This window comes from Fructilactobacillus florum 8D (assembly GCF_000512295.1).
GTDB classification, from domain to species: domain Bacteria; phylum Bacillota; class Bacilli; order Lactobacillales; family Lactobacillaceae; genus Fructilactobacillus; species Fructilactobacillus florum.
The window spans coordinates 1-2,126 of the sequence record NZ_ALXG01000040.1 but is presented as its reverse complement, the minus strand read 5'-3'; the positions used below and the strand labels follow the sequence as shown (position 1 = coordinate 2,126).

5 protein-coding genes are annotated in these 2,126 nt (G+C 42.0%); 4 read left to right on the top strand and 1 reads right to left on the bottom strand.

What is annotated here, in order from left to right; genetic code table 11:
* The 3 genes from B808_RS04960 to B808_RS04950 form a co-directional block, all read left to right on the top strand.
* On the top strand, positions 1 to 255 hold a 255-nt coding region (locus B808_RS04960), incomplete at its 5' end, for a helix-turn-helix domain-containing protein (protein WP_035422298.1).
* A gap of 66 nt (positions 256 to 321) precedes the next feature.
* On the top strand, positions 322 to 525 hold the full coding sequence (locus B808_RS04955) for a DUF1659 domain-containing protein (protein WP_009166623.1): 204 nt from the start codon (positions 322 to 324) through the stop codon (positions 523 to 525).
* A 13-nt stretch (positions 526 to 538) separates the two neighbouring features.
* Positions 539 to 772 carry a DUF2922 domain-containing protein gene (locus B808_RS04950; RefSeq protein WP_009166622.1) on the top strand — a complete coding sequence of 78 codons (234 nt, stop codon included), beginning with the start codon at positions 539 to 541 and terminating at the stop codon, positions 770 to 772.
* Positions 773 to 825: 53 nt separating this feature from the next.
* Here B808_RS04950 and B808_RS04945 read toward each other — a convergent pair whose 3' ends face one another.
* A complete protein-coding gene (locus B808_RS04945) occupies positions 826 to 1,566 on the bottom strand; it encodes an SDR family oxidoreductase (protein ID WP_009166621.1) in 741 nt (246 codons plus the stop codon).
* Positions 1,567 to 1,643: 77 nt separating this feature from the next.
* Between B808_RS04945 and B808_RS04940 the strand changes: the two genes are divergently transcribed.
* Complete coding sequence (locus B808_RS04940) at positions 1,644 to 1,997, top strand: MerR family transcriptional regulator (protein ID WP_009166620.1); 354 nt, start codon at positions 1,644 to 1,646, stop codon at positions 1,995 to 1,997.
* Positions 1,998 to 2,126 lie beyond the last annotated feature (129 nt).

The window sequence follows — 2,126 nt, the reverse complement described above, 5'->3', positions numbered from 1 at the left end:
GGGGGGGGGGTAACCGAGCTTACTAATCAGATTTTTACTGCGACTCCTGATTATGAAACCGAATTACTTTTTGGTGCAATTTTACAAAAATTGGATTCATCAGAGCAGCAACTTTTACGAGGGCTATACCTTGAAGGAAAAACAATTAGTTGTATGGCTCGTGAACTACAAGTATCACGTAAGACCCTTTACCAATGGCGCTTACGGATTCAACAAAAAGCTGTTGGACTTTTGGGTAACACATTTGCTCGGTAAAACGTTTCTATCTAGGTAAGGGTTGGCCAACCACTTATAAAATTAGAAGTTAATGAGGAGCAGACTATGAAAAAGAATTGGATGAAAACAACGGCAACTTATACGATGGTGGGGACTGGCCACGAGACGGGGTTGCGTCGTAGTTTTGCCAGCGTAGTAGCAAATGTTTCCGATAACCAACTTGAAAAATTTGGAACAATTTTAGCAGAACTATCTGGTGATCAGGTTAAAAAAGTAGTTGTCAGTGATACTAGTGTTTTAACTGCCTAATGGAGGGTAAAATATGAAAGTTTTAGAATTAGTCTTTAAATCAGAACAACACAAACTACGGACGTTGAAATTGAACTATGCTAATCAGGATTTACAATCCACAGAAACGAAAGCACTGATGCAGCGGATTGCTGCCTTGGAGATGTTTCAAAAGGATGGGGTTCAGCTGTACGTAACCCCAGTTGCTGCTCGCTATAGTGATAATCAAGTCTCACCAATCTTTGACGATAGTAAACCAGTCGCCTAACTAAATAATCCCTCAGCTGAATTTGGCTGAGGGATTATTTAGTTAGGGCTAGGTTAAACGTTCTGCCCGGTTGGGCGAACGAGAATCTCGTTGATATCAACATTTTCTGGTTGGTTCATCATGAAGACGGCTGATTGGGCTACATCTTCAGCAGACAACGCCCCATTTTTCTGTTGATTAGCATTTTCGACAGCTTTTTTAATGTCATCATCGCCCACAGTGCTGAGTAAGTTAGTTTCAACGGCTCCAGGTGAGATGATGCCGGTCTTGATGTTATTAGCATGTTCTTCTTGACGGAGTCCCTCCATGATGGCACGAACCGCAAATTTTGTTCCGTTATAGACGGCTGATCCCTGATACAGGACGTGCCCAGCTACTGAATCAGTTGCCATAATTAAACCATGACCCTGTTCCTTCATGGAAGGGAGAACCGCAGCAATTCCGTTTAAAACGCCCATTACATTAATATTTAGCATCTTTTGCCAGCTGTCGGCTTTATTTTTGCGCAACAAACCTTGAGGCATGATTCCAGCATTGTTGTACAAAATATCTACCTTACCAAATTTGGTGATGGCGAACTGGATCAGCGCTTTGACTGAGTCCTGGTTAGTTACATCGGTAACTTGGTAACTAATCCGTTCGGGGTTGGCAGTCGCTGCTTTCTGCAACTGTTGCTCGTTTCGTGCCCCGATAACGACTTGCGCTCCTTGCTCAGCTGCCAATTTGGCAGTGGCTGCACCGATTCCAGATGATCCACCAGTGATGACCAATACTTTATCTTTCATTAAATTCATAGTAAGACTCCTTTCCTTGACTTAAATTAGTGTATTACTTAACCTTGACTTTAAGTCAAATGATAGGAGTTAGATTGATGAAAATTTCTGAAGTGGCGCAAAAATATCACCTGACAGCGGTTACGCTGAGGTACTATGAGCGGGCGGGTTTGATTCCACCAGTGGAACGGGTTGGTGGAAAGCGAAATTACCGTGAAACGGACCTGCAGTGGATTGCCTTCATTAAGTGCATGCGCCAGGTTCGAATCCCAGTAAAAACACTTGCTGAGTATACTAAATTATTTATGGATGGTTGTCAGACCAAACCGTTGCGTAGAAAGATTCTGAGCGATGAGTTAGCACGATTAACCTGTCAAAAACAGGACTTGCAGGCGACGATTAATCAGCTACAGCAAAAGCTCTCGGCCTATGATCGTGGTGAAATTGATTAGTTAGCGGTTTCATTATGATTGTCCAGGGATCTTTTCAAATAGTTTTAGATAACGCACCGGTTGAATATAGGTGTAAATACTTAAAAATATAAAATTATATGAAGTGTCTAACTTTTCCATAGAAACTCA